This window comes from Halorussus ruber, from assembly GCF_004765785.1.
GTDB classification, from domain to species: Archaea; Halobacteriota; Halobacteria; order Halobacteriales; family Haladaptataceae; genus Halorussus; species Halorussus ruber.
The window spans coordinates 59790-84160 of sequence record NZ_SBIT01000007.1; the positions used below are offsets into that span (position 1 = coordinate 59790).

General features: G+C 65.8%; 25 protein-coding genes and 1 pseudogene. 15 read left to right on the top strand and 11 right to left on the bottom strand.

Annotated features, from left to right (window positions below; all coding sequences use genetic code 11):
• Window positions 1–25: 25 nt before the first annotated feature.
• A complete protein-coding gene (pyrF, locus tag EPL01_RS11620) occupies window positions 26–829 on the bottom strand; it encodes an orotidine-5'-phosphate decarboxylase (protein WP_135825441.1) in 804 nt (267 codons plus the stop codon).
• A gap of 319 nt (window positions 830–1148) precedes the next feature.
• Here pyrF and EPL01_RS11625 point away from each other — a divergent pair, with 319 nt between their 5' ends.
• Window positions 1149–2405 carry a cation:proton antiporter gene (locus tag EPL01_RS11625; RefSeq protein ID WP_135825442.1) on the top strand — a complete coding sequence of 419 codons (1257 nt, stop codon included), beginning with the start codon at window positions 1149–1151 and terminating at the stop codon, window positions 2403–2405.
• 97 nt (window positions 2406–2502) lie between these two features.
• Here EPL01_RS11625 and EPL01_RS11630 read toward each other — a convergent pair whose 3' ends face one another.
• Window positions 2503–3516, bottom strand: coding sequence for a zinc-binding dehydrogenase (locus EPL01_RS11630; protein WP_246045684.1), 1014 nt, complete (start codon window positions 3514–3516; stop codon window positions 2503–2505).
• Here EPL01_RS11630 and EPL01_RS11635 point away from each other — a divergent pair.
• Window positions 3506–3754 (top strand): hypothetical protein, encoded by a 249-nt coding sequence (locus EPL01_RS11635; protein WP_135825443.1) that lies wholly within the window; start codon window positions 3506–3508, stop codon window positions 3752–3754. The two genes, EPL01_RS11630 and EPL01_RS11635, sit on opposite strands and share 11 nt — an antisense overlap.
• Before the next feature lie 238 nt (window positions 3755–3992).
• Complete coding sequence (locus EPL01_RS11640) at window positions 3993–4838, top strand: GHMP family kinase ATP-binding protein (protein WP_135825444.1); 846 nt, start codon at window positions 3993–3995, stop codon at window positions 4836–4838.
• Between the two features lie 95 nt (window positions 4839–4933).
• Here the strand turns inward: EPL01_RS11640 and thsA are convergent, their stop codons facing one another.
• Window positions 4934–6496 carry a thermosome subunit alpha gene (gene thsA, locus EPL01_RS11645; protein WP_135825693.1) on the bottom strand — a complete coding sequence of 521 codons (1563 nt, stop codon included), beginning with the start codon at window positions 6494–6496 and terminating at the stop codon, window positions 4934–4936.
• 335 nt (window positions 6497–6831) lie between these two features.
• Between thsA and katG the strand changes: the two genes are divergently transcribed.
• The 3 genes from katG to EPL01_RS11660 all read left to right on the top strand — a co-directional run bounded on the left by katG (window position 6832) and on the right by EPL01_RS11660 (window position 11061).
• On the top strand, window positions 6832–8967 hold the full coding sequence (katG, locus tag EPL01_RS11650; protein ID WP_135825445.1) for a catalase/peroxidase HPI: 2136 nt from the start codon (window positions 6832–6834) through the stop codon (window positions 8965–8967).
• Window positions 8968–9709: 742 nt separating this feature from the next.
• Window positions 9710–10534 (top strand): amidohydrolase family protein, encoded by an 825-nt coding sequence (locus EPL01_RS11655; RefSeq protein ID WP_135825446.1) that lies wholly within the window; start codon window positions 9710–9712, stop codon window positions 10532–10534.
• Window positions 10535–10656: 122 nt separating this feature from the next.
• Entirely contained in the window at window positions 10657–11061 is a 405-nt protein-coding gene (locus tag EPL01_RS11660) for a DUF7344 domain-containing protein (RefSeq protein WP_135825447.1), read from the top strand.
• Here the strand turns inward: EPL01_RS11660 and EPL01_RS11665 are convergent.
• Window positions 11058–11444 carry a DUF7344 domain-containing protein gene (locus tag EPL01_RS11665; RefSeq protein WP_135825448.1) on the bottom strand — a complete coding sequence of 129 codons (387 nt, stop codon included), beginning with the start codon at window positions 11442–11444 and terminating at the stop codon, window positions 11058–11060. The two genes, EPL01_RS11660 and EPL01_RS11665, sit on opposite strands and share 4 nt — an antisense overlap.
• Window positions 11445–11574: 130 nt before the next feature.
• On the opposite strand from EPL01_RS11665, the gene EPL01_RS11670 reads away from it, so the two are divergent.
• A complete protein-coding gene (locus EPL01_RS11670) occupies window positions 11575–12255 on the top strand; it encodes a helix-turn-helix domain-containing protein (RefSeq protein WP_168215888.1) in 681 nt (226 codons plus the stop codon).
• Here the strand turns inward: EPL01_RS11670 and EPL01_RS11675 are convergent, their stop codons facing one another.
• Complete coding sequence (locus EPL01_RS11675; RefSeq protein ID WP_135825450.1) at window positions 12256–13233, bottom strand: glycosyltransferase family 2 protein; 978 nt, start codon at window positions 13231–13233, stop codon at window positions 12256–12258.
• Between the two features lie 62 nt (window positions 13234–13295).
• Entirely contained in the window at window positions 13296–14003 is a 708-nt protein-coding gene (locus EPL01_RS11680) for a class I SAM-dependent methyltransferase (protein ID WP_135825451.1), read from the bottom strand.
• Window positions 14004–14165: 162 nt separating this feature from the next.
• Here EPL01_RS11680 and EPL01_RS21640 point away from each other — a divergent pair, with 162 nt between their 5' ends.
• Window positions 14166–14324 carry a hypothetical protein gene (locus EPL01_RS21640; RefSeq protein ID WP_168215889.1) on the top strand — a complete coding sequence of 53 codons (159 nt, stop codon included), beginning with the start codon at window positions 14166–14168 and terminating at the stop codon, window positions 14322–14324.
• Between the two features lie 15 nt (window positions 14325–14339).
• Here EPL01_RS21640 and EPL01_RS11685 read toward each other — a convergent pair whose 3' ends face one another.
• Window positions 14340–14744, bottom strand: a complete 405-nt coding sequence (locus tag EPL01_RS11685; RefSeq protein ID WP_135825452.1) for a PPOX class F420-dependent oxidoreductase — start codon at window positions 14742–14744, stop codon at window positions 14340–14342.
• 150 nt (window positions 14745–14894) lie between these two features.
• Between EPL01_RS11685 and EPL01_RS11690 the strand changes: the two genes are divergently transcribed.
• From EPL01_RS11690 to EPL01_RS11705, 4 genes are all read left to right on the top strand, one after another.
• Complete coding sequence (locus EPL01_RS11690; RefSeq protein ID WP_135825453.1) at window positions 14895–15164, top strand: MarR family transcriptional regulator; 270 nt, start codon at window positions 14895–14897, stop codon at window positions 15162–15164.
• Between the two features lie 58 nt (window positions 15165–15222).
• Entirely contained in the window at window positions 15223–16002 is a 780-nt protein-coding gene (locus EPL01_RS11695; RefSeq protein ID WP_135825454.1) for an MBL fold metallo-hydrolase, read from the top strand.
• Window positions 16003–16163: 161 nt separating this feature from the next.
• Complete coding sequence (locus EPL01_RS11700; protein WP_135825455.1) at window positions 16164–16844, top strand: YkgJ family cysteine cluster protein; 681 nt, start codon at window positions 16164–16166, stop codon at window positions 16842–16844.
• A gap of 476 nt (window positions 16845–17320) precedes the next feature.
• On the top strand, window positions 17321–17734 hold the full coding sequence (locus EPL01_RS11705) for a TRAM domain-containing protein (RefSeq protein WP_135825456.1): 414 nt from the start codon (window positions 17321–17323) through the stop codon (window positions 17732–17734).
• A 42-nt stretch (window positions 17735–17776) separates the two neighbouring features.
• On the opposite strand, the gene EPL01_RS11710 is transcribed toward EPL01_RS11705, so the two are convergent.
• Entirely contained in the window at window positions 17777–19504 is a 1728-nt protein-coding gene (locus EPL01_RS11710; RefSeq protein ID WP_135825457.1) for a radical SAM protein, read from the bottom strand.
• Window positions 19505–19654: 150 nt separating this feature from the next.
• On the opposite strand from EPL01_RS11710, the gene EPL01_RS22035 reads away from it, so the two are divergent.
• The 3 genes and pseudogenes from EPL01_RS22035 to EPL01_RS11720 all read left to right on the top strand — a co-directional run.
• Window positions 19655–21205: a hypothetical protein gene (locus EPL01_RS22035; RefSeq protein WP_210424134.1), complete on the top strand. Its 1551-nt coding sequence runs from the start codon at window positions 19655–19657 to the stop codon at window positions 21203–21205.
• Between the two features lie 413 nt (window positions 21206–21618).
• The gene (locus EPL01_RS21645) at window positions 21619–21777 is read left to right on the top strand and encodes a DUF7559 family protein (RefSeq protein WP_168215890.1); all 159 of its coding nucleotides are present in this window, start codon (window positions 21619–21621) and stop codon (window positions 21775–21777) included.
• Window positions 21774–22163 (top strand): annotated as a pseudogene (locus tag EPL01_RS11720) (Hsp20/alpha crystallin family protein); the annotation flags it as partial. The gene EPL01_RS21645 and the pseudogene EPL01_RS11720, both read left to right, overlap by 4 nt.
• A 20-nt stretch (window positions 22164–22183) precedes the next feature.
• On the opposite strand, the gene EPL01_RS11725 reads toward EPL01_RS11720, so the two are convergent.
• The 3 genes from EPL01_RS11725 to EPL01_RS11735 form a co-directional block, all read right to left on the bottom strand.
• Window positions 22184–22375 (bottom strand): hypothetical protein, encoded by a 192-nt coding sequence (locus tag EPL01_RS11725; RefSeq protein WP_135825459.1) that lies wholly within the window; start codon window positions 22373–22375, stop codon window positions 22184–22186.
• Between the two features lie 63 nt (window positions 22376–22438).
• Window positions 22439–23560, bottom strand: coding sequence for an NAD(P)/FAD-dependent oxidoreductase (locus tag EPL01_RS11730; RefSeq protein WP_135825460.1), 1122 nt, complete (start codon window positions 23558–23560; stop codon window positions 22439–22441).
• Window positions 23561–24331 carry a creatininase family protein gene (locus EPL01_RS11735; protein ID WP_135825461.1) on the bottom strand — a complete coding sequence of 257 codons (771 nt, stop codon included), beginning with the start codon at window positions 24329–24331 and terminating at the stop codon, window positions 23561–23563. It lies immediately after the preceding gene.
• Window positions 24332–24371: the final 40 nt, after the last annotated feature.

Genomic DNA, 24371 nt, shown 5'->3' on the forward strand with positions numbered 1-24371 from the left:
AGGTTAGGGTCGGTGGCGATTAGGGCTATCGGTACTGGTTCAGGCGCTCTTTCAGGTCCTTCGCGGCGTCTCCGGCGGCCTCGTCGAAGGCTGACTCGGAGTCCTCGCCCGAGAAGATGATGCCCCGAGTCGAGTTGACCAGTCCCGCGCCGTTCTCGGCGGTGGCGTGAGTCGCGGCGGCCTCCGCGTCGCCGCCCTGCGCGCCGACGCCGGGGACGAGGAAGGGGAGGTCCGGCACGCGCTCGCGGACTGCTCGGAGTTCCTCCGGCGTGGTCGCGCCGACGACGAGGCCGACGTTGTCGTTGGTGTTCCACTCGCTGGCGAGGTCAGCGACGCGCTCGTAGACCAGATTTCCGTCGGCGAGTTCGAGTTCCTGTACGTCCGCGCCGCCGGGGTTCGAGGTCCGACAGAGGAGGAAGCACCCGGCCTCCTCGCGGTCGAGGAAGGGGGCGAGCGCGTCCCGACCGAGGAAGGGGTTGAGTGTGATGGCGTCCACCGAGTCCAGCACCTTGGCGTACTGCCGGGAGGTATTGCCGATGTCGGCGCGCTTGGCGTCGAGCAGGACCGGGACGCCCTTCTCTTGAGCGTGTTCGACGGTCTTCTCCAGAGCTTGCCACCCATCAGAATCCTCGTAGAACGCGGCGTTGGGCTTGAACACCGCGGCGTGTTCGTGGGTCGCGTCGATGATTCGGCGGTTGAACTCCCAGCGCGGCAGGTCGGCGTCGCGGACCGCCTCGGGCAGGCGGTCGGTGTCAGGGTCGAGACCGACCGAGACGATGCTGTCGATGTCGGCGATGCGGTCGGCGAGTCGGTCGAAGAACGTCGTCATTGCTCCGGATTTCCGGGGGCGTGGATACAAAGGTTGCTACTCGTCGGGAACAGGCGAGGAGCCACCCTCGGGAGCGAGCGACCCCGGATGTCGAAAGCTGACCTCCGGACGAAGTCGGATGGCTACCAGCCTTTTCTACCTCTGGCCCGAAAACGCGGTGAATGTCTCTGACTCGTTTACCGCTCTCCCTCGGACGTAACCCCGAAAAGCCGGCGCAGGTCCCGACGACCGCTCCGCGTCGGTCGTCGTCGCGTAACGACCGTTCGAGGTCTCGCAACGGCCATTCGGGAGTCCCCGAAATCCCAGCGGAGACCCGGCGGTGAGCGACCTCGTCGTCTTGGTCGGCGAACTCATGCTGGTTTTGGGCATCGCCGCCGTCGTCCGAGCGTTGGCGACTCGCGTTCGCATTCCGTTCACGGTCGTCCTCGTGGTCGTCGGGTTCGCCATCTCGGTCTCCCAACTCCAAGTCAGTCTCGACCTCTCGCCGGACCTCGTGATGAAGGTGCTGTTGCCGACGATTATCTTTCAGGGTGCCGAGGAGACCAAGCCCGGACACTTCGGCGACGTGCTCCCCGAGGCGATTCTGATGGTCGTCCTCGGACTCCCGTTCGCCGTGTTGCTCCTCGGTCTTGCGGGGAGCTACGCGTTCGGCGTCCCCCTCGTCATCGCGCTGCTGTACGCCGTTATCGTCTACCCTATCGACCCGGTCGCCGTGCTGGCTATCTTCCGCGACACGGAGGCCCCGGTGCGACTCGGCGTCCTCGCCGAGACCGAGAGCCACCTGAGCGAAGGGTTCGCCATCGTGACGTTCTCGACGCTTCTGGCGCTGGTCTGGGAACAGGTCCAGACCGGCCAGTCCATCGAGGGACTCGTCACCGTCCCGGAACTCGTGAATTTGGCCGTCGAGATAACGTGGGTGAGCCTCGGGGGTCTCGCCGTCGGACTCGTCACGGGCGGGCTCGTCTTGCTCGTCCTGCGGTACGCCGTCGAGGAGATGGCCCAACTGCTGTTCCTGATCATCCTCCCGTACGGTAGCTATCTGCTCGCCGAGGAACTGTTGCACCTGAGCGGCGTTCTCGCGGTCGTCTCGGCGGGACTCCTGATCGGCACCTACGGGAAGGCGAAGGTGATCCGCGCCGAGACCGTGGAGTTCGTCGAAGAAATCTGGCGGACCGCGGCCTTCCTCGCAACGACCGTCCTCTTCGTGCTGGTCGGTATCCGCGTGCCGGTGGACCATCTGCTCAACTTCATGCCGCTCATCCTCGTCGCCGCGGTGTTGGTGTTCCTCGTCCGGGCCCTCTCGGTGTACCCGGTCATCAAGCTCGTGAACCGGTCGAGTACCGGACGGATTCCGCTGGACTACCAGCACGTCCTCGTCTGGGGCGGGATGCACACGGTCGTCCCGATAGCGCTCTTCCTGTCGGTTCCCGACGCGCTCCCGTACCACGACAAACTCGGCGCGATGGTGTTCGGGGTGGCCGTCCTGAGCATCGTCGTTCAGGGAATCCTGATGCCGTACGTCCTCCAGACCACCGAGACGATGGACTCGATGGAGGGGGCCATCGACTCGGACTGAGTCATCCACTTAGACTGAGTCATCCACTTGGACTGAGTCATCCACTTGGACTGAGTCATCCACCCGGACCGAGCGGTCCGCCGAGGGCTTCGCGGCGCTACTCGGCCCGGACCAGCGAAATCTTCCCGACGTGATTGCCCTCCTCGGCGTAGCGGTGGGCGTCGGCGACGCCCTCGGCGGTCAGCTCGAACTGCTCGTCATCCAGCACGGGTTCGAGGCCGCCTTCCGAAACTACGTCGTTGATTTTCCGGAATCGCTCGCCGACGCGCTCGCGGCCCTGCTGTCGGAGGACCGGCAGGATGGAGAGGACGACGCCGAGCGAGAGGGCCTTCTGGTGCATCTGGCCGAGGTTCTGGGTCGAACTCGACTCGGTGGTGACGACTCGCTGGAAGGGCGCGACGGCCTCGAACGCGGTCTGGAGGTGGTCGTCGCCCACGGGGTCGAACACCACGTCGAAGCCCGCGCCGTCGGTGTACTCGGCGACGTACTCCTCGGGGTCGCTCGCGGTGTAGTCGATGGTCGCGGACGCGCCCAACGCCTCGGCGAGGTCGCGCTTGCGCTCGGTCGAGCCGGTGGCGTACACGTCCGCGCCGAGCCAGTCGGCGAGTTGGACGCCGACGTGGCCCACGCCGCCAGCGCCGCCGTAGACCAGCGTCGAGTCCTCCTCGCCCGCGTCTGCCTTGTCCACGAGCATCTCCCACGCGGTGAGCGCGACGACGGGGAGCGCGGCGGCCTCGGCGAACGACAGCGAGTCCGGCACGGGCGCGAGGAGTTTCTCGTGAGCGGGGACGTACTCGGCGTAGGCTCCCTGTGCGCCGGTGACGCCGCCGACCATGCCGTAGACCGCCTCGCCCTCCTCGAAGGCCGTCACGTCGTCGCCGACCGCCTCGACTACGCCCGCGGCGTCACAGCCCAGAATCGCGGGGAAGTCGGGCGCGAACGGCGGCAGGTCGCCCGAGCGAATCTTGTACTCGACGGGGTTGACGCTGGAGGCCTCGACTCGGAGCAGGACCTCCTCCGGGTCGGGTTCGGGTCGGTCGAACTCCCTGTCCTCGAAGACGTCCGGGTCACCGTACTCCTCGATAGCGACGGCGTGCATCGTGTCGGTCACGCCGGAGGGTATCGGCTTCAGCAGGGAAAGCGCGGTGGCCGCGGGGCGACGAGAGAAGTATCGATCTACGCAGACGACAGTATATTTATTTATAAAATATTATAATAGGGATATTCCGCTACCGAACGACGACTCGTCGGGGGATTTGGTCGGCGAGAAACTCGGCGTCTTCCGCATGGGCATCGGTCTAGGCTACCTCGTCGCTATCGGGGCCGCGGTCAGCACCACCGGCGAGTGAGTTACGTCGGTCTCGTCACGATTACGCTCGGCATTCTCGTCTCGTCGTACTTCCGTCGGCAGAGCGAGTGACGGTCCTCTCTCACTCGGAGAACCAAAATTCAGCCTTTATAAATTGTATTTATTTTTTTTAACATAGGTTTTATTGTCTCTACTGTGGACGCAGTGACGAACGATTCCGGCGATTCCCGCCGACTGCCTCCCGAGGGTTCAAAAGGGATTCCGACCAATCACCGACTGTGAGAGCCTTCGCCCCCGGAAGCGTCACCGCCGTCTTCGCGCCGGGCGAGACGGCCGACCAGTCGAAGGGCGCGAGCGTCGCCATCGCCGACGGCGTCGTCGCGGACGTGACTCTCGCCGAGGGACCAGACGCCGGTAGCTCGACCACTGACGAACCGGACGCCGAGCGCCCGACCGCCGACGACCACGTCGTCACGGTCGGCGGTGAACCCACCGACTTCGAACCGGTCGAATTGGCCCTCCGGAAACTCGACCTGCCGAACGCGGCCCGCGTGGACGTCACCGCCGAGGTCCCCATCGGCCGCGGGTTCGGCGCGAGCGGCGCGGCCACCCTCGCCACCGTCATCGCCGCGAACGCCGAGTTCGACCTCGCTATGTCCCGCGAGGACCTCCTCGAAATCGCCCACCGCGCCGAAGTCGAGGCCGGGACGGGCCTCGGCGACGTGTTCGTCCAGCACCGCGGCGGTCTCGTGGTCGGCGACGGCGGCGACCCTCGGAAGTTCGCGCGCGAGACGACTATCGAGTACTCCTCGTTCGGCCCCATCGCCACCGAGGAGGCGCTGGCCGACGAGGACCTGATGGCTCGCGTCCAGCGCGAGGGGACCGCCCTCCTCGACGCGCTCCCCGACGACCCGACGCTCGCGGACCTGACCCGCGAATCGTGGGAGTTCGCACAGGCCATCGACCTGCCGACTGCGGCGGTGCGCGAGGCCGTCGAAGCGGTCGAATCGGCGGGCGGGACCGCCAGCATGGCGATGGTCGGCGAGACGGTGTTCGCTGTGGGCGTCGAGGGCGTGCTGGAGAATCAGACCGAGGTGTGTCCCGAGGGTGCGGAATTACAGTAGCTCTCGACGGAGCAAAATTGGAAGGACTACAAATGAAGCCCTCCCGCATCTAGACCATTACCTACTACGACGGAATAGGTGGTAAATGTATTGTCTTATTCCGCCGCAATCACGTCGTCGATGCGCGCGATCATCGTCGCGGCCTCGGTCGCCGACTCGAAGGCCTCGCGCTTGACCGCGGCGGGGTCGAGGACGCCCGCCTCGACCGGATTCCCGACCTCGCCGTGTTCGCCCTCGGCGATGATTCCGGCCCGGCCCTCGTTGCCCTCGTTCTCGGCGCGGAGGTCCACCAGTCCGTCGATGGGGTCCATGCCGGTGTTCTCGGCGAGGGTGCGCGGAAGCACGTCCACGGCGTCGGCGAAGGCCTCGACCGCGAGTTGCTTGCGGCCCTCGACGCTGGCGGCCTCCTCGCGCACTCGGTCGGCGGCGACGATTTCGGTCGCGCCAGCGCCGGGGACGACCCCGCCGGTGTCGAGCGCGGCCGTCACCACGTCGATGGCGTCGGAGAGGGCGCGTTCGAGCTCGTCAACGACGTGTTCGGTGCCGCCCCGAATCAGCATCGTGACCGCCTCGGCGGCCGCGCCGCCCTCCACGAAGGCGAGGTCGTCGTCGGCGAAGGTCCGGACGCGGACCGTCTCGGCGCGCCCGAGGTCGGCGTCCTCGATGTCCGCGACCTTGCTGGTCCGACTCGCGCCGGTCGCGGAGGCGATGGCGCGGGCCTCGTCGTTGCCGACGCTCTCGAACGCGAGGAGACCCGCGTCGGCGAGGAAGGCTCCGGCGCGGTCGTCGATGGAGTCGGTCGAGAAGACGACATCGACGCCAGCCTCGGCGAGCGCGTCGGCGTACTCGCGGAGTTCGCGCTCCTCGGCGTCCATCGCGGCGGTGAGTTGGTCCACGTCCTCGACCGTGTACTCGGCGTCGATTTCGGTCTCGCGGACGCCGAACTGCTCGTCCACGACCGCGATGGTGGCGTCCTCGACCTCGGTGGGCATGTTGGCGTGGACCGCCTCGGCGTCGGAGATGACGCCCTCCACGAGTTCGGTGGCGGACGACGAGCCGCCGGTCTGGGTGTGGACCCGGATGTTGTCGCGGACGACGCCCTCGTCGCCTTCGACGTGGCGGACCGCCCGGACCACCGCGTCGGCGAGCTTTTCGGTCGTGATGTCGCCGGTCCCCTTGCCGGTCATGCTGGACTCGGCGACGTGTTCGAGGAGTTGGTCGTCTAGCTCCTCGTCCAGAACGAGGTCGTCGATGGCCTCCATTGCGATTTCGCGGGCCTCGGCGTAGCCCTCGACGATGGTCGTCGGGTGGACGTCGTCGTCGAGCAGTTGCTCGGCCTTCGAGAGCAGTTCGCCCGAAAGCACCGCCGCGGTCGTGGTCCCGTCGCCCACTTCGTCCTCTTGGGCCTCGGCGACCTCGACTATCATCTGGGCGGCGGGATGCTCGATGTCCATCGTGTTCAGGATGGTCGCGCCGTCGTTGGTGATGGTCACGTCGCCGGTGTCCGTGACCAGCATCTTGTCCATCCCGCGCGGTCCGAGCGTGGTGCGTACCGCCTCGCTGACCGCCTTTCCGGCCGAGATGTTCGACTTCTGTGCGTCTCGGCCCTGCGTTCGTTCGGTCCCCTCCGCGAGGACGAACATCGGTTGGCCTCCCATGCGTGGCTGTCCGGATTGTGAATCTGCCATGGTTACTCCCCGTCTAAAAGATGTTTGAACTTCTATATAAACTTTGGCCCGATTGCCCCAGATTGTGATACGTCGGCAATACTTTGGTCCGCCGCCGCGATTGTCGAACCGACGAGTAACGACGCTATTCTAGCTTCCACAAAAAATATTGCTCTTTTAGAAAACTAAGGCCGCCGAATACCACCTACTTTTTTGTAATAGCGGTTCCCCTCTCCGAATGAGTGAGTTAGACGAATGTCAGTAGAAAACCACGACGACGGTGTGGACGACGTGCAGACCGACGAGATTTCGGAGGGGGTTCGCCGATGAAGGGGTCGAATCACGACTGGTGGCCGAACCAGTTGAAGTTGGACGTTCTCGACCAGAACGCCTCGGACGTGAGTCCGACGGGCGAGGACTTCGACTACGCCGAGGAGTTCCAGAAACTCGACCTCGACGAGGTGAAAGCGGACATCGAGGAGGTCATGACGACCTCTCAGGACTGGTGGCCCGCCGACTACGGCCACTACGGGCCGCTGTTCATCCGGATGGCGTGGCACAGCGCCGGTACGTACCGCACCAGCGACGGCCGCGGCGGTGCGTCCGAGGGTGCCCAGCGCCTCCCGCCGCTCAACAGTTGGCCCGACAACGCGAACCTCGACAAGGCGCGCCGACTGCTCTGGCCCGTCAAGCAGAAGTACGGCCGGAAGCTCTCGTGGGCCGACCTGATGATTCTCGCCGGGAACGTCGCCATCGAGTCGATGGGCGGCAAGACGTTCGGCTTCGGGGGCGGCCGCGAGGACGCCTACAAGCCCGACGAGGCCGTCTGGTGGGGTCCCGAAGACGAGATGGAAGCGTCCGAGCGCTTCGAGGACGGCGAACTGCAGGAAGGTCTCGGTGCGACCGTCATGGGCCTCATCTACGTGAATCCGGAAGGCCCCGACGGGAATCCGGACCCCGAGGCGTCGGCGGAGAACATCCGCGAGTCGTTCGGTCGCATGGCGATGAACGACGAGGAGACCGTCGCGCTCATCGCCGGTGGACACACGTTCGGAAAGGTCCACGGTGCCGCCGACCCCGACGAACACGTCGGCCCGGAGCCGGAAGCCGCGCCCATCGAGCAGCGGGGCCTCGGCTGGGAGAGCGACTACGGCTCTGGCAAGGGTGGCGACACCATCACCAGCGGCATCGAGGGGCCGTGGACGCAGGCACCGACCCGGTGGGACACGGGCTACATCGACAACCTGCTGGACTACGAGTGGGCGGCCCAGAAAGGTCCCGGCGGCGCGTGGCAGTGGCTTCCGGTCGACGAGGAACTCCGCGACTCCGCGCAGGCGGCCCACGACGACGACACCGTGACGCCGATGATGCTCACGACGGACGTCGCGCTGAAGCGCGACCCCGACTACCGGGAAATCCTCGAACGCTTCCAGGACAACCCGATGGAGTTCGGCATCAACTTCGCCAAGGCGTGGTACAAGCTGACCCACCGCGACATGGGGCCGCCCGAGCGCCTCGTCGGTCCGGAGGTCCCGGACGAGGAGATGCTCTGGCAGGACCCGCTCCCCGACGCCGACTACGACGTGATTGGAGACGAGGAGGCCGACGAACTCAAGGCGAAGATTCTCGACTCGGACCTCTCGGTCTCCCAACTCGTCAAGACCGCGTGGGCGGCGGCATCGACCTACCGCGACAGCGACAAGCGCGGCGGCGCGAACGGTGCCCGCATCCGCCTCGAACCCCAGAAGAGCTGGGAGGTCAACGAGCCGTCGGAGCTCGAGACCGTGCTGGAGACCCTCGAAGGGATTCAGGCGGAGTTCAACGACTCCCGGTCCGACGACACGCGAGTCTCGCTCGCGGACCTCATCGTGCTGGGCGGCAACGCGGCCGTCGAGCAGGCGGCGGCGGACGCCGGGTACGACGTGGACGTGCCCTTCGAGCCGGGCCGCGTGGACGCCACCGAGGAGCAGACCGACGTCGAGTCGTTCGAGGCGCTCAAGCCGGAGGCGGACGGGTTCCGCAACTACATCGAGAGCGGCGTCGACCACCCGGCAGAGGAACTGCTGGTGGACAAGGCGGACCTGCTGGACCTGACGCCCGCCGAGATGACGGTGCTGGTCGGCGGCATGCGCGCGCTGGACGCCAACTACCAGCAGTCGGAACTCGGCGTCTTCACCGACGACCCCGAGACGCTGACCAACGACTTCTTCGTGAACGTCCTCGACATGGACTACGAGTGGGAACCGGTCTCCGAGGACAAAGAAGTGTTCGAGGTGCGCGACCGCGAGACCGGCGACGTCGAGTGGAAAGGCTCGCGCGTGGACCTCATCTTCGGGTCGCACTCCCGACTGCGCTCCCTCGCGGAAGTCTACGCCGCCGACGACGCCGAGGAGAAGTTCGTGCAGGACTTCGTCGAGGCGTGGCACAAGGTCATGACCCTCGACCGCTTCGACCTCGAATAAGAAATCTCTGAATTTCTTTTAGCAATATTTTGTTGTCTTTAACATTACTGTATATTTCTTTTGAGTGGGTCGAAGGAATCGTGAGTGTGAACTCTTCTTGAAGCCCCCGCCCGGTCGCTTCGTTTTGACGGGCCAGCAACCTCAAACCGCAGAATCGGAGTGATGAACGTTTTTTGAAGCCCCCGCCCGCTCGCGGTCGCTGTGCAGGATATTCGCGGCTCTCCGCACCGGAAGACAAACCGCGTCTTCCGAGCCATCGCCTCGCTTCGCTCGGCGAGACACCGCCCGCCGCGAATAGAGCCTGCACAGCGACTAAACTGGACGCGACCGGGCGGCCCCTTCATCCCACCCGAGGGGAGTTTGACCCGAGCGTTCGCTGGCGGTTGGTCAGCCGAGCGCGTCCGGCGTGGCGCATCAACCGACCGGTTTCGACCGGTGGAACAACCGACTCCTGGTGGACTGAAAGGGCGAGCGGGGTTCGCGTTTACTGTGGTCGTCTCAGCGACCCCTATCGCGGACCGGGCTGTGCGGAGAGGTCCGCGATATGTCGCTGAGCGACCGCGAACCGCGCGAGGGCTTTCGAGGACGTTACCATCCCGTCAATCCCTGCGGTTCTCGTCTACTCCTGCGGTTCTGAGCGCGAGGGCTTTCGAGGACATTACTATCCCGTCTGCTTCTACTCAAGCGCGAGGGCTTTCCAGAACCGATACTAAAAAATAGGGTAGTTCCGAACCCATCCACGATGCTGGAGTTGGAGCATCGCTTCCGGGTGGTGGACGTACACGCGCGGCTCAACGCCGACGCCGGGGGCGTCCAGACCCGAGGGCGGGCCATCAGTCCTGACAGATTGGAGCGAGAGATGCATCAGGCGGGGGTCGTGCGGTCGGTCGTCTTCCCCGGCCCGAGAGACGGCGGGAGTTACCTGAGCGCGAACAACGCCGTCGCGCGCCGGAGCGTCGATAGACCCTTCCTCGCGTTCGCTCGCATCAACGGGCCGCGAGACCCGGGCGAAAAGGCCTCCTCGCGGCTTCGGAACCTGACCGCGCGCCGGAAGGACCACCACACCTCGCCCGCGGACGTCGAGCAGTACGCCTACGACGACCGGTTCCACGGCTTCAAACTCGACCCCGTGACCGACGGCCTGCCCGACGAGGAGACCTTAGACCAGTTGGAGGACGTCGGTCTCCCGGTGCTGGTCCACGGCGGCGAGGGGTTCTCGCCCGCGGCGGCCGAGGAGGACCTCCTCTCGCGGTCGTTCCCCGTCGTCTTGGCCCACTTCGGCGGCCACCCGCTGGACCGGGAGCTGATGACCGACGCCATCGACCTGCTGGAGCGCAACGACGAGTGTTACCTCGACACGAGTTACGTCCGGTATCGGGACCTGCTCGAGCGGGCGGTCATGGAACACCCCGACCGGGTGCTGTTCGGAAGCGGTTCGCCCAGTTCCCACCCCAACGTCGCGGTCATGGAGATTCTGACCCTCGACGTGCCCGAGGACGCGATGCGAAAGGTCTTCGACAAGAACGCCCGCCGGGTGCTGGCCGACTCGCTCCCCGGCGACTTCTGAGACGCTTGCGGGACTTCTGGCGCTCCTCGCCGTCTTCGATTTCCCCGCCTCGACGGCGAGATGTAGAATCGGGCACAATCCTTAGGTAGTAGCCTGCGCTTTATGCGTCGGGGCGGAAGCGGATGTCCGACAACGGAGGAGACGACGTACATTCGGACGACAGCGACGACCACTCCGGCGGCGCGCGCGACCAGCGACCGGTCGCCGAGGTTTCACTTTCCTTAGATTCCACGCTCGAAATTCTGGCCGACCACGACCGGCGAGTGATTATCGACTACCTGCGGGCCGAGGCCGACCAGACCGCGACGGTCGGGGAACTCGCCGACTATCTCGTCTCCCAGAAAGTCGAGAAGGCCGACGAGCGCCCCAGTTCGGACCGCGTGCAGACGATGCTCCACCACATCCACGTCCCGAAACTCGTGGACGTGGGACTCGTCGATTACGACGCGCGAAACGAAGAGATCCGGTACTGGGGGAGCGAGCGACTCGAACGGTGGCACGAGCGCATCCAGAATCGAGACGATTAGTCGGGGGCGTTCCGAGTGAGTCGGTCCGGCGCGGCGACGTCCGAGAACGCCGGTTGTTCGCGTTGGGTCTCCTCTCGCGCCGCGGCCGTGAGGAGGGGTTCGAGGCGCGTAATTCCGTCGTCGAGCGACACGTCGTCGTTCGGGCCGTCGTACTCGACCACGCCGAACTCGTCGAGTTTCGGAAGATAGGTGTGGACCAGCGACGCCATCGCTCGCTTGCGGTCGTCTGCAATCCCGGTCGAGACGACTGCCTCCGCGAGTTCGCCGACGCTCGCCGGACCGTCTCGCTGGAGAGTGTAGATGACGCGCCGACGATAAGAGCTACTGAGGAGGTCACACGAGCGGTCGATTCGCTCGCGGATAGCGTCGTGTTCGTCTACCATCGCTTCCCGATACCGCCACGCGCCACTTGAGGGATCGATTCTTTCCCGCCCGTTCCGCACGGAAGTCAGCCACCGTTCCGAGAGAGGAACTGACCCTAGATGTTAAATTTTCGGCAGTAGTATGCGGCCTATGACCCTCATCGCGGACTTCTATCTGGAGACGCCGGTCGTGCGGACCACGCTTCGGGCGGCCCCGGAGATGTGCGTCACTATCGAGCAACAGACCTCGCGGGATTCGAAACCTTTCGCAATCACCTTCTGGGCCTCCGACGGAGATTTCGAGGAGTTCGAGGTCGGGTTGGCCGACGACCCGACCGTGGACACCGCCGTCGTGCTGGCGGAGGTGGACGGCCAGCGACTCTATCAGGTCGAGCTGACGCCGGAGGGAAACAACCAGATGACGTATCACGCGTGGGCCGACCTCGGGGGCGTCTTCGTCTCTTCCCACCGGGTCGGCGACGGGTGGCGGGTCAGGATTCGGTTTCCGGACCGCGATTCGCTTCGAGAGTACGTCAACTACTGCGAGCGCCGCGACCTCACCTTCGACCTCCGGCAACTCTACGACGCCGGGCGCGAGACCGGCGACGAACTCGGCCTGACCGACCGCCAGCACGAGACGCTGGAGACCGCGACCGAGATGGGTTACTTCGAGGTGCCTCGACAGGCCGAACTCGAAGACCTCGCAGACGTCCTCGGCGTCTCCAGACAGGCGGTCTCCGAGCGACTCCGGCGCGCGACCGAGACGCTCGTCCGGGCGACGATTCACGGGGACGACCCCGACCAGAAAACGGACACAGACCGCGAGGAGTAGCTACTGTTCGGGTTCTTCGGTGCGCTCCGGGTCGTCGGCCTGCTCGGTGGTTTCTGGCTCCTCGGCGTCGGTGCGCCAGTCGTAGCGTTCGACCGCGCGGTCGGCCCGCGCCGAGATGCCCCACGGGTTGCGTGTCTCGCTCCGGTCTTTGACGCGCGCCCAGAGGCCGTCCTTGACGCCGAGAATCGCGCTCGTCGCCATGCACCGCCCGTTGTACATCCACTCCGAGGGCGTCTCGTCGCCCCGAAGCACGTCGGTCGCGCTCTCGACAGCGTCGGAGATGGCGTCTCTGGCGGTCCGCCGGAAGACGCCGGGCCGCGGCCCGTAGCTCTTCACGAGTCGATAGGCGAGCGCGCGGTATTTCCATCCCCAGTCGCGGTCCGCGTCGTCCTCGCCGTCCTCGTCGGCGTGGGTCACGCAGACGTCCGGCGACCACTCGACTTCGTAGCCGTTCGCGGCGAGTCGGTGCGCGCAGTCTCTCGCGCCGCCGGTCACCAGATACTCGTCGAAGCCGTCCATCGCCTCGATGGTCTCGCGGGTGAACGCGACGTTGCCGCCGTCGAAGTAGGTCACTTCCCGACCGTCGATGGTCCGGCACTCCTCGTCTTCGGTGGTCACGCCCGCGCGGACCGACCGGTGGACCGGTCCGGTGACAGCGTCGGTGTCACGCTCGGCGAGCGCCGACCGGACGCCCTCGGTCCACGACGCCTCGATTTCCTTGTCCTGTCCGACGAGCGCGACGGCGTCGCCGCTGGCGGCCGAGAGACCGGCGTTGCGCGCGACGTTGAGCTTTCTGTCCGAGACCTCGATCAGCACGTCCACGTCGTCGCGCTCGCGGACCATCCCGGTGGTCCCGTCGGCCGAGGGGCCGTTGACGACGACCACCTCCGCCTCGGGGGCGTGAGCGGCGAGCGCGTCGAGACACCCTTCGAGGCGCTCGCGCCCGTTGAGCGTCGGGACCACCACGGATACTTCCATACCCCCGAATCTCCCGCCGGAGGCTTAAAAACGGTTCGGCCTCTGGTCGATTTTGGTTCGATTTATTCGACGCGCGTGTTCCAGTAGGAGACCGACGCGAAGTAGTCACCTACCGGCGAGTCACCAATCGTGGTATCTACCTCCCGAATCGGCCCCGCGATTGCGCCCGGAATCTTCCGGTAGAAGCCGTAGGGCAGAATCCAGTCGTGTTCGGCCTCCACGAGTCGCAGGTCGGCCTCGTCCAGCAGTTTGTCCACGTCGGACCGCGAGTAGAGGTGCGACCCCATCGGAAGCAGCCAGTTGTAGACGCTCCGGGTGCTTCGGGCGTTGAACGTGTCGAAGACGACCTGCTCTTTGGCGACCCGGCGCATCTCCGAGAGGAAGGTCGCGGGGGTGTCCGCGAGGTGGAAAAACCGCATGGCGAACACCACGTCGAAATGGTCGTCGGGGAATGGGAGTCGCCCCGCGTCCCCACGCATGAACTCCAGATGGTCGGAGACGCCCGCACTCCGGGCCTTCTGGCGACCCTGCTGGAGCATCGCGGCCGAGATGTCGAGGCCCACGATGTCGGCCCCGCGCTCGGCCAGCATGACCGTGAATCGCCCGGTACCGCAGGCTATTTCGAGGACGTTCTTGTCCTGCAACGGGGCGATAGCGTCGAGGACGGCCTCTTTCTCCCGGCGGTCGATGAGGCGTCCGCCGCGCGAAAATCGCTTCTCCTCGTACTCCTCGGCGACCTCGTCAGTCTGGTACCACTCCGCTCCTTTCACGCTTCTCGTCTCCTTATAGTCCGCGGGGGGACTAAAACGGTATTGGAACAGTTTCGGGGCTAACCTCTTTCCCGGGGCCACTTCGAGACCGACCCCCGCCTCGGGACCGACTCGGGGACTAACCTCTTTGGGCGTCGGGTCGTACCCCTTCCGGGGGAGCGTATGACGACGTGCAAGCAATGTAAACGAGAACTCGACGCCGAGGACCTCGTCCGTCACGAACTCGAACGATCCGTGGTCGTGCATTGTCCGGACTGCGGCTGTCTCGTCGGTCGGTACAACCGACACGGCGACAACCCGAAGACCGACCTGCGCAGGTAGTGAACGGCAGGTTCGCTACTTGCCGCTCGTGACGACGCGGTCGGGTCGAATCCGGACGATGACTCGCGGCCCCGACTCCTCGCCGTGGTTGGGGTACTCCTCGACGCCCATGTAGCGTCGCGCCAACTCGTCGATGTGTTCGACCGCGCCCTCCTCGGTGACTTCCACGACCTCGCCGCGGACCGAGACGTACCGGTAGGGGTCGTCGGGGTCCATCACGCAGACGCCGACCTTGGGGTCGCGCTCGACGTTTTTCTCCTTCTGCCGACCGCGAGCGGTGTTGACCAGCAGGTGGCCCTCCTCGTCGCGGTCTATCCAGACCGGCGTGACCTGCGGGGTGCCCTCCGGCATCAGGGTGGCGAAGTTGGCGAACGTCTCGCGCTCGAAGAGGTCGTTGAACTCGTCGGGAATCGACTCCATGCCGGACCCGACGTTCCCGACTGACGTAATTTTGCCGCCACATTTGCCGAGAAAACAATTTAAGGACACTTAATATCTCCTTAAGGAGTTTAGAGTGTACAGACCTCCATATAGCCAACATTTACCTATGGCTTCCGGAGTGAGGTAAACATGAGCACGACCACGGACGAGTCACCCGTCGCCGAACAGTTATCAGACGACTTCCGCAACCGCCTGCGCGAACTCCCCCCGAGCGCCAAACTCGTGGCGAAGGTGCTGGAGACCGACGCTCCGCTCTCGCAAGGCCAGCTCGCCGAGGAGTCGCTGCTGCCCGACCGCACGGTCCGGTACGCCCTCAACCGCCTCGAAGACGAGGACCTCGTGGACTCTCGCTACAGCTTCCAGGACGCGCGCAAGCAGGTCTACTTCCTCGACCGCTGAACTTCGATTCCTGAGTCGCTTCGTCTGTCTTTTCCCGTCGGCGCGCAACGTCTCTGACATGCATGTCCAGCAAGTCTCGGTCCCCACCGAGACGCTCGCGCCAACTGGTTCGACCAACGCCTACGTTCTGGGCGACGAGGAGGCCCTCCTCGTGGACCCGGCGAGTCGGACCGACGAACTCGACGCCGCGGTCGAGTCGGCCTCGGTCGAACACGTGCTGGTCACTCACGCCCACTCCGACCACGTCGGCGCGGTCGCCCACTACGCCGACGCCTGCGAGGCGACGGTCTGGGCGCGAGCAGGCCGCGAGGAGCGATTCGAGCGTGCGACCGGCGTCGCACCCGACCGGACTTTCCACGAGGGAACTAGCATCGGCAAAGGCACCACCGCTGGTGCGACAGTCGTGGAGACGCCGGGTCACGCCCCGGACCACGTCGCGCTCGAAGTCGGCGACGAGTTGCTGACCGGCGACCTCGTGGTCTCGTCGGGGAGCGTCGTGGTCGGCGCGGACGAGGGCGACGTTCGGGCCTACCTCACGTCGCTCCGGCGACTCTACGTCCGCAATCCCGACAGACTCTGGCCGGGCCACGGCCCCGCGATAGACGACCCCCGGGACCAAATCGAGCGCCTGCTTCGCCACCGCCTCGACCGCGAGGCGAAGATTCTGGCGGCGGTCCACGACGGCGCGACCGAACTGGACGCGATTCTGGACGCCGCCTACGACAAGGACCTCTCGGGCGTTCGAGAACTGGCGCGAAGCACGACCGCGGCGCATCTGGGGAAACTCGCCGTCGAGAAGAAGATCAGTTGGGACGGCGACCGAGCGTATCCGGCCTGACGGGCGCGCTCGGTGCGCTTCACTCACGTGACCGCGACCGGGCGGGGGCTTCAAGAAAACATCACCACGACGGTGCTGCTGTTCGCGCTTCGCTGTTCGTATTCGACGCCTCGCCGAATCCCGATAAACACCCTTTTGCCCGTTAGAACCAACCCTCGAACGTGCAGAGCCTCGAAGCGGAACTCGAAAACGCCCGGGAACTCGACACCGCCGACCTCGCAGACGCCATCGAGGAGATCGGCTTCGAGTGTACGCGGTGCGGCGCGTGCTGTAAAGCCGAGGCTGACGACCCTCACACGGCGACCGTCTTCCCCGACGAGGTGCGGGACCTCCAAGATGCCACAGAGTACGACTGGAGAGACGTGGCTCGGCCGATGCCCTACGGCCTCGAGGGCGGCGAAGCCGACGCCGAGGACGAAGGCAACACCGAACCCACCGGAGAGACCTTCGAGTGGGCGCTCCAGACCGACGCCTGCGGCGATTGCGCATTCTACGAGGAGGCCGAGGACGGCACCGGTGCCTGCTCGGTCCACGAGAGTCGGCCGCTCATCTGCGAGACCTACCCCTTCAGCGTCGCGCTCGGGGGAACGAGTCAACCGATGGGCGAAGCGGTAGACGAGGAGGGGATGGTCCGCGCTCACGAGTGCGAGGGGCTGGGTAGAGATATCTCTCGTGACCGCGCAGAGGACCTCGCGGCGGCGCTCAAGGAGCGCGCGGTGCGGGAACTACGGGAGGCCATCGCGGTCCGCGACGAGTACGAACCCGCCGACCCGGACGACGGCGTGGTGGTCCACGACTCCGAGGGCGCGAAGCGCCCGGACGGCACGGAGTACGACGACTGAGGACGCCGCCGACGCGGAGCGCCGCGAGCAGTACCACCGCTAACTCGACCGCCGCGAGCGGGCCGGATTTCGGTTCCAGAGGCGACACGCGAAGGGTTGGTCTCGTGCTGGTATTTAAACCTCAGGCGTGGTCGAGAAATCGAGCCGGAGAGGGCGAGATTTGCTCGAACGACGGTATTTAGTTTGTTTAAGTAGATTTTTGTTTCCTAAACAATTGAGAGTGTTTCTTTCCTGGGGAAGTCGGGTGATTCGAACCCTCCGTATCGACCAGCGATTCCACCGCGAGCGAACGAGTGAAGCGAGTGAGCGAGCGGTCCAAGCGACGACCGGAACGAGCGAAGCGAGTGGCGGGAGGAGCGCAGGATTTTGATCGAGCTTTTGCAAGGCCGCGCCTCTCGTGGCGCGGCCTTGCAAAAGCTCGTTGAGTAAAATTCTTTACGGACTGACCACTTGGATGCTAATGGAGGCATATAGCCTTGGAGATCTCTGACAAACTCCTGTGTCTGTTCAGTGCTGATGTGACTATCGAAGACGACAAGTACGTCGTCGAGGTACCGCGCCGAGAAATCGAGACCGGGTCGGTCGAACCCGGCGAAACCTACCGCGTCGCGCTCATCTCCGACGACTCCGAGTCCTCGACTCAATCCTCGGAGTCCGAGCAGAACAAGAGCAGCGGCGCACCGTCCGAACCGCAGCCCCCCGTCGAGGAGGGCGAAATCCGCTACGTCGAGGTCGAGGACATCGGCAAGCAGGGCGACGGCATCGCTCGCGTCGAGCGAGGCTACGTCATCATCGTGCCCGACGCCGAAATCGGCGAGCGCGTGAAGGTCGAAATCACGGAAGTCAAGTCCAACTTCGCGGTCGGCGAAATCATCGACGAGGACTTCTAAACCGACTTCCCTTTTTGTTGCGAGCGCGACCCCCGAGAGCCGTCAGTCCGCGCCCTCCGGCGTCTCTGCGGTCGTGAACGCGGTGAGGTCCACGCCCACGTCGGCCGAGAGGTCGGTCGGCGAGTCGTAGGGTCGGTTGACGATGACGTTGCCCGCGCGCTGTTTGCCCAGACCCGGAATCGCGGTGAGTTCGTCCATCGTCGCGCTGTTCAAATCCAGCGGGTAGGGCACGCCCGTCACCGAGCGATAGCCGTGGTCCACGACCGCCACGTCCACGGTCCGGCCGAGTTCGCGCTCGCCCGGAATCCCGACAAGCAGGGGGTAGGTCCCGAGTTGGCGACCGAAGGTCTTGCCGTCCTGATGGTATTCCAGATGCACGTCGGGCAGGACCGTCCCCGCCGGGGCGAGGCGCTGGAGCATCGGGTTGTCGATGGTCTCGCGGACTTCAGTTTTGTACTGCTTGAACAGTTTCTTGTGGTCGTTGGCGATGTCCGCGCCCACGTCGCTCATCTCGGTGCCGTCGAAGGCCATGACCTGCCGGATGTTGACCCGCCGGAGCATCAGGCCCTCGTCGTAGACCCGGTTCAGGAACTCCTTGTTGTGGTCGAAGGTCTCGCGGCGCTCGCCCTTCAGGCCGTGGAGTAGGTTGATGCCGGGCAGGAGCTTCGGCAGGCGATTGGCGGCGGATTTTCCGTGCGTCGGAGCGTCCGCGGGGTCCTCGCCCGGTCGCCAGCCAGCCTCCTCGTTGACGATTTTGACCGCCTCGAAGCACTCCTCGGCGGTCACGTTGAGGTTGTTCTCGTCCTGCACGAGGGGGTCGGCCGATTCGAGGCCGAACGCGGCGGTGTCGCCCGGCGTGTTGTGTTCGGCGATGACGCGGATGCCCTCGCGGGCCAGTTCGGGCCACTCGACCACCGTGATGGGGTTCATGTTGTCGAGGTGGAGCGTGCCGAGGTCGGGAGCCACGTCGCGGATTCCACCGTACAACTCGCGCAGGGCGTCGGGGTTGGGCTTCTCGCCGTCGCCGCCGTAGGCGAGGATGTCGGCCTGTCGGCCGAGTCGGAAGTGGCGCGCGCCCCGGTTGTAGAGGTATTCGACCTCGCTGACGACCGAGTCCGGCTGGCGGAAGGAGGGGTTGCCGTACAGCGGTTCCGTGCAGAACGAGCATCGGTAGGGGCATCCCCTGCTGGTCTCCATCTCGCAGATGAGGTAGTCGGGGTGGTTGGGGTGCTGTTCGATGACGAACGCGCCGTCCGCGGCCCACCGGTCGATTTCTTCGTTGTCCCGCATCCGGTTGTTGAACCCCTCCAGTCCGCTTTCGAGCAGGTCGTAGGCCGCGGCTTCCACGTCGCCCTTCGCCACGAAGTCGAAGTCTAAATCGTCGCGCTCGGTCTCGGTCGCGCCGGCGTTCTCGTCGCCGACGCCGAACTTGACGGGGCCGCCCATCAGACTCGTTCCCTGTGCTGTCCACGCCATCTTGCGCACTTCGTCGGGTTCGGCCGGGGTGCCGCCGACGTACTTGCCGGGGACGGTCATCCCACCGATGTAGACGAACAGGTCGGCGTCCTCCACGTCGCGCCACTTCCGGGAGTCGTCGCGGAGTTCGTCGATGGTGTGATAGGTTACGTTCTCCTTGGGGACCCCCGCGTCCACGATGGCTCCGGCGGTGTACCGGGGATACGTCGAGATGTACGGTGGCACGCCGAAGTGTGCCGGTTCGTCGACGTACCCGTCCACGAGGGTCACGTCGAGGTCCGCGAGGTCGGTCATGTGACCTCCTACCCGTTCCACGGATAAAACCGTGCGGATGTCTGAAGCCGAGGAGACGTATCTCTGATTCGACGTTTCAGAATAGGAATCACCTGAGCGGGAGTAGTCGGCAGGTAACAAAGCCCGACGAGGTACTTCTCGGAGACAACCATGTTCCCCCTTAGCCGACGCGGCCTTCTGGCCACCATCGCGGCCGGTGTCGCCGGAAGCGCCGCCGCACGCAGTTCAGACGCGACCGAGTACGTCCTCCAGCAGGGCGACCGATGCGTCCCGATTACGCCGCTCTCGGGCGGCGAGAGCGCAGAATCCTTCTACGACTACCGGACGCCCAACACTTCGCCGTCCGGAGCGACATACAGCTCCTACGGCACGACAGACCTCCAGCGCCCCGAAACCAGCATCTGTTTCCTCTACGAGGGGCCGGACGGACTGAGTCTGGTCGTCGTTCACGACAAACTCCGCGACGGGACTCCCGGTGGTGCGGTCACGTTCGACGTGGACTTGCAGAACCCCGACCGCGGGTCGTGGGTCGTCGGCGACGACGACTACGACGCGCCGACCAACTACGACACCTTCGAGCGCACGGACACCGGTTGGCACGTGAACTGGACGTGGGCCGAGGGCCGGTCGGACGGCGGCGTCTACGGCCGCCTCGGCGACGACTTCGCGGTCACGATAGACCCGGCGTTCAACCAGCGGGCCGCGCTCTACGGCGACCACTACGAGGGCGAGGTCACCGACTGGGAGTTCCTCACGGGCGACCGGGCAAGTCCCGAGCGCATCTCGCTGGCGATGGACCAGCCGCTCACGATTCGACCCGGCAGTTGCGGCGACCGGACGACGCCGACCACGACACCGCGCGAGACGACCGAGGAGAACGAGCAGGACGAGGAGACCGACGAGTCGTCCGAACTCCTCGACGCGGACGTGGAGATTCTCCCCGGCAAGGTCAACCCGCGGAGCCGCGGTAGACTCCCCGTCGTCGTCCGCTCGACCGAGGAGTTCGACGCGACGAGTCTCGCGCCCGGCACGGTCGAGTTCGGGCCGGGCGAGGCGAAGCCGGGCAAGCGCATCCGAACCGACGCGGACGACGACGGTCGCGCGGACCTCAAACTCCTCTTCTGGATGGACGACGTGGCCATCGACTGGGAGACCGAGGAGCTTCTCCTGACCGGCGAGACCGAGCGCGGACGCGGAGTCGAGGGGACGGCCGAGGTCCGACTCGTGCCGAACGGCGAGGACGACGAGGCCGAGGAGAGCGAAGCCGAGCGGGAGGACGACGCCGAGGATGAGGACGACGAGCGCGCAATCGAGGACGACGAGGCCGAAGACGACGAAGCGGGGGATGAAAAGTGCGACGAGGACGAGCGCGACGAGTCAGAGGAGGAGAAAGCCAAGCGCGAGGACGACGACGAGAGCGACGAGGAGGAGGCCGAAGACGACAACTATCCCGGCCGCGGCAAGGGTCACGAGAAGGGCAAGGGACGCGGAAAGGGCAAGGGTCACGGGAAAGGCAAGGGACGCGGAAAGGGCAAGGGTCACGGGAAAGGCAAGGGACGCGGAAAGGGCAAGGGTCACGGGAAAGGCAAAGGACGCGGAAAGGGCAAGGGTCACGGGAAAGGCAAAGGACACGGAAACGGTCGAGGGAAAGGACGCGGAAAGGGTCACGGCCGCGGCAACGGTCACGGCGAAGACCACTAGCTGAAACTCGGCGTCCGCGCTTCGGAAACTTTTGCATATGTTAAAGCATTGTAATAGTTTCTTTAGAAAAGGTATCTCGCTGTTAGCGCCGACTTGGCCGTCTCCTCGTGGATTGGCCCACCGAGCGTTTCTCGGTGGGAAGTCGCACCGAGCGCAAGCCTCACGCCTCCCGAGCCTCCTCGTTCATTCCCTTCGGTCATTCAGTCGTCCACCGGAGGACAAACCGCGTCCGTCGAGCAGTCACTCGCGTCGCTCGTGACGACCGCGCCAGCGCGCGCCGAAGTAGAAGAACAGTCTGACACGTGAGCAAACCGAAATTCGACCGGCGAGTCTCGCCGAATCGACCCGCGGCGACGCCCCGGAGAATCGCCGAAGCCCTCCCGTTTATGGTCGCTCGGGCGTTAGATTCGAGTATGCCCGCGACGCTCGAAGTGAAGTGTACGAACGACGAGTGCGAACTGGACATGTTCGAGTTGCACTACACCTACGACATGCCCGACGACGTGGGAGTCTCGGACTTCCAGTGCGCGTACTGCGGTGGGACCGACTGCCTGCGGGAAATCGAACTATGACGCTGGGTGACATCGGACGGTCGGTCGGGAGCGCCATCCTCCAGCGCGTCGGCCGCGCCGCCAGCAAGGTCCAAGAGTCCAAGCCCCTCCCGGTGGACTTGCTGGAGAGCGACGACGCCTATCTGGTCGTGTTCGACGCGCCGGGCGCGACCGGAAGCGACGTGCAGGTCCGGTACGCCGACGGCGCGGTCCACGTCCGCATCGACCGCTTCCGGGACTTCTACGAGGACTTCGAGATGCTGTTCCCCGGTCGCGGCCTCTCGCTCGACGGACAGGCCGACCTCCCGGCGGACGCGATGGTGGACGCCGAGTCCGCGACTGCGACCCTGACCGAACACGGCACGCTCCGCGTTCGAGTGCCCAAGAAAGGTGAACAGACCGACGAGGCCCGCGAGTCGGCCGAGGCTTAGGGCGACTCGCCGACCGGACTCGCGCTCGTCGCGCTCTTCTCGTCGCGTCGCTCGATGGTGACCTCCCAGTCGGGTAACTGGTCGGGAACCGTCGTCACGGCGTGCTCCCCGGTAACCTCCGCCCCCTCGGCGAACGCGGTCAGAACGAGGTCGCGCAGTTCGCTGTCGAATGTACTATCTTCATCCATACACGATATTCAATGTAGTCATGCTATTTTAACCTCTCCTGCGTGGCGAGTCGAAAATAGGGGCTACTCGACTGCCATCCCCTCAACGATGGGGAACTCCTCGTCGCCGTCGAACCGCGTCGGGTCGAACTCCGGCAGGGGATTCTCGCCGAGAATCGCCTCGGCGGCCGCCTCGCCGAGCGCCGGGGTGCGCATGAACCCGTGGCCCTGCCACCCGGCCGCGACGAACAGGCCGTCGCGCAACTCGCCCAGCAGGGGGTCGCGGTCGGGCGTCGCCACGCAGAGACCGGCCCACGCCTCCCGGGTCGCGCCGAACTCGCCGAGGCGGTGGCCGAGTCGCTCGCGGGTAATCTCGCGGAACTCACGGTCGGCCTCGCGGGTCCAGTCGTCCGGGTCGCTCTCGACCTCCTCGGTGCCGTCGCCCGCCAGCAGGCCCTCGGGGTGGGGCCGGAAGTAGTAGCCCCCGGTCGCGTCGTAGCCCATCGGGAGGTCGGCCCGGCGCTCGTCGGCGAAGCCCGCGGTCAGCGCCTGCACCCGGTAGGGCTTGAGCGAGACGGGGATTCCGGCGACGGCCAGCAATCGCTTGGTGTGTGCCCCCGCGGCGACCAGAATCGCGTCGAAAGATTCCGAAGACGCGCCACCGACGCCTTCGACTGCGAGTGCTTCGGCGTCGAGTCGGGCCTCGACTCCGGTCCGAATCTCCGCGCCCTCCTCGCGGGCCTTCTCCGCCAGCAGGTCGGCGTAGCTCGCGGGATTCGTGTGCCCGGCGTTCTCCGCGACCGCGGCGACCCCCACGTCGCGCCAGTTCACCGCGGGGAATCGCTCTTCGAGTTCGTCCGAATCGGCGAGCGACACGTCCCGGCCCGCGTCGGCCATTCGGGGCACCTGCTCGCGGATGGCGGCCGCACGCTTCTCGTCGCCCTCCCGAGCGAACCAGACGTAGGGCGTCTCGTGAAACTCGAAGTCTCCCTCGCCGGAGAACTCGCGGAAGCGCGCCATCGCTCGGTCGCCGACGCGGGCGTCCTCCGGCGCGGCGAAGGCGTCGTAGAGGACGCCTGCGGCCCGGCCTGTGCTTCCACCGGCAATCTCGTCTCTCTCGTAGAGGACCACCTCAGCGCCCTGCCGGGCGAGGTCGTAGGCCGCGGTGACGCCGACCGCGCCGCCGCCGATGATTGCGGTCTTCATCTATCGATGCTCCCGCGGCCAGAGGTCGTCCATCTCCTGCTCGGCCAACCAATCCACGAGGGCTTGGAGGTCCTCGCTCGCGTAGTCCAGCAGTTTCTCGCCGACTTCGCGGGACCCCGCGGTGGGTTCGCCGACCGCGCCGCTCTCGGTGAAGTCGATGGTGTCGAAGCCGACCGACGCGCCGTAGACCGACTTGCCCCACGAGTCCGCGCCGCCCTCCTCGGCGGCTTCGAGCGCGGCCTCTCGGACCCACCGCTCGGCGACCGCCAGCATCATGCTGGTCTCGACCTCGTCGGCGTGACCCAGCGAGGTGTCGAATTCCTCCTCGATGAGCGCGTCCAAGTTCGACCACCAGTTCCACGGCGCGGCGAAGGCGATTTCGTCGTCGCGCAAGTTCCGGGCCGCGCGCTGGAGGGCGTCGGAGTTGCCGCCGTGACCGTTGACGACGACGGCCTTCCGGACGCCGTGTTCGGTCACGCTGGCCAAAATGTCGGCGACGTAGCTCTCGAAGGTCTCGGGGTCTGTCCAGAGCGTCCCGTCGAACTGGCGATGGTGGACGCTCACGCCGACCGGAACCGGCGGGAGGACCAGCGCGTCGGGGTGGTCGGCGACGGTTTCGGCGACTGCCCGCGCGGCGAAGAAGTCGGTGCCCAACGGGAGCGCCGGGCCGTGCTGTTCGACGCTTCCGGTCGGGAGGACGGCGACTTCCGCCTCCTCGAAGGCGTCGGCCGCGGTCGTCGTGGTGTGTTCGTGGAGGTAGGTACGACTCATGGCCGGGAGAAAGGCCAGCGGGCACTTAGAGGTGTGCCCC

Excerpts from the sequence above, each read along its gene's own strand:
- pyrF (WP_135825441.1), bottom strand. The coding sequence starts at position 829 with ATGACGACGTTCTTCGACCGACTCGCCGACCGCATCGCCGACATCGAC.
- thsA (WP_135825693.1), bottom strand. The coding sequence starts at position 6,496 with ATGGGAGGCCAACCGATGTTCGTCCTCGCGGAGGGGACCGAACGAACG.
- katG (WP_135825445.1), top strand. The coding sequence starts at position 6,832 with ATGAAGGGGTCGAATCACGACTGGTGGCCGAACCAGTTGAAGTTGGAC.
- EPL01_RS11655 (WP_135825446.1), top strand. The coding sequence starts at position 9,710 with ATGCTGGAGTTGGAGCATCGCTTCCGGGTGGTGGACGTACACGCGCGG.
- EPL01_RS11660 (WP_135825447.1), top strand. The coding sequence starts at position 10,657 with ATGTCCGACAACGGAGGAGACGACGTACATTCGGACGACAGCGACGAC.
- EPL01_RS11665 (WP_135825448.1), bottom strand. The coding sequence starts at position 11,444 with ATGGTAGACGAACACGACGCTATCCGCGAGCGAATCGACCGCTCGTGT.
- EPL01_RS11670 (WP_168215888.1), top strand. The coding sequence starts at position 11,575 with ATGACCCTCATCGCGGACTTCTATCTGGAGACGCCGGTCGTGCGGACC.
- EPL01_RS11675 (WP_135825450.1), bottom strand. The coding sequence starts at position 13,233 with ATGGAAGTATCCGTGGTGGTCCCGACGCTCAACGGGCGCGAGCGCCTC.
- EPL01_RS21640 (WP_168215889.1), top strand. The coding sequence starts at position 14,166 with ATGACGACGTGCAAGCAATGTAAACGAGAACTCGACGCCGAGGACCTC.
- EPL01_RS11685 (WP_135825452.1), bottom strand. The coding sequence starts at position 14,744 with ATGGAGTCGATTCCCGACGAGTTCAACGACCTCTTCGAGCGCGAGACG.
- EPL01_RS11690 (WP_135825453.1), top strand. The coding sequence starts at position 14,895 with ATGAGCACGACCACGGACGAGTCACCCGTCGCCGAACAGTTATCAGAC.
- EPL01_RS11695 (WP_135825454.1), top strand. The coding sequence starts at position 15,223 with ATGCATGTCCAGCAAGTCTCGGTCCCCACCGAGACGCTCGCGCCAACT.
- EPL01_RS11710 (WP_135825457.1), bottom strand. The coding sequence starts at position 19,504 with ATGACCGACCTCGCGGACCTCGACGTGACCCTCGTGGACGGGTACGTC.
- EPL01_RS22035 (WP_210424134.1), top strand. The coding sequence starts at position 19,655 with ATGTTCCCCCTTAGCCGACGCGGCCTTCTGGCCACCATCGCGGCCGGT.
- EPL01_RS21645 (WP_168215890.1), top strand. The coding sequence starts at position 21,619 with ATGCCCGCGACGCTCGAAGTGAAGTGTACGAACGACGAGTGCGAACTG.
- EPL01_RS11725 (WP_135825459.1), bottom strand. The coding sequence starts at position 22,375 with ATGGATGAAGATAGTACATTCGACAGCGAACTGCGCGACCTCGTTCTG.
- EPL01_RS11730 (WP_135825460.1), bottom strand. The coding sequence starts at position 23,560 with ATGAAGACCGCAATCATCGGCGGCGGCGCGGTCGGCGTCACCGCGGCC.
- EPL01_RS11735 (WP_135825461.1), bottom strand. The coding sequence starts at position 24,331 with ATGAGTCGTACCTACCTCCACGAACACACCACGACGACCGCGGCCGAC.